Annotated in this window: 1 protein-coding gene; it reads left to right on the top strand. The window is 76.2% G+C overall.

From position 1 onward, the window contains the following. Nucleotides 1–347: 347 nt before the first annotated feature. Nucleotides 348–1,078 (top strand): galactosyldiacylglycerol synthase (locus tag B7767_RS33685; RefSeq protein WP_085575417.1); only part of this gene is annotated, 731 nt, incomplete at its 3' end.

Here is a 1,078-nt window from a genome sequence, read left to right on the forward strand (position 1 = left end):
TGACGCCGTTCAGCCGAACACGGCGGCGAGCCGCCGGCCCAGGCCCGGCGCCGCGACGGGCGTCCGGGGGGACGACACGTCGGCCGTGCCGGCGGGGGAAGCGTGAGACATGGGCTGCACCTCGGATGCGCGGGTGAACGCCAGGAAGGCCGCCGTCCGCGGCTGCTCCCGGCGTTCGTCGGGGAGGGCACCCTGGAGTATCCCCGGTCCGGCCGCCGAAACGCGCGGGAGCGTGTTTCACCGGCGCGGCGCAGGAGACACACCATCCCGTGCACTCACCGTCCTCGGTACCCCGCCGGTACGCGCCGGCGGACGGCAGGCTGCGACTGCTGATCGTCAGCGCGAGCATGGGAGCCGGCCACGACACGGTGGCCGGCGAACTCGCCCGCCGAGCCCGGGAACAAGGCCACGACGCGCAGGTCGTGGACCTCCTGCGACTGCTCCCGCACGGCCTGGGAACCGGACTGCGCCGCTTCTACCAGGCGTCGGTGCGCCACTTCCCCTGGATGTACGCGGGCCTCTACCGGGCGCTGCTGCGCCCCGGCCCGCGGCACCGCCCCAGCGGCATCCCCCTCGCCCGGCTGGCGGGCCGCCGCCTGACGGACCTCACGGAGCGCACGGGCGCCGACGTGGTGGTCCCCGTCTTCCATCTGGCCGCCCAGCTGACCGGTCATCTGAGGGCCCGCGGGCGGCTGCGGCCCCCGAGCGCCGTCCTCATGGTCGACTTCGCCGTCCACCGGCAGTGGCTCCACCCCGGCAACGACCTGTACCTCTGCCTCACCGACGACGCCGCGCGGGAGGTGGGCCGGCGCATCGCGGTGCCCGTCGAGACGGCCGGACCGGTCGTGGCACCCGGCTTCTTCGCGCCGGCCGCCGGAGCGGCGCGATGGCGGCGGCGCTTCGAGCGGTACGCCCCCGGACGTCCGCCCGTCGTCCTGTCCGCCGGCGCCTGGGGCGCGGCCTCGGAGCTGGACGGGACCGCCCGGCTGCTAGCCGCCGCCGGTTTCCTCCCGATCGTGCTGTGCGGCCGCAACGAACGCCTGCGGGCCCGCCTGGCCGGGCTGCCGGACACACTCGT

It is taken from the genome of Streptomyces sp. 13-12-16, from assembly GCF_002114215.1.
Taxonomy (GTDB): Bacteria; Actinomycetota; Actinomycetes; order Streptomycetales; family Streptomycetaceae; genus Streptomyces.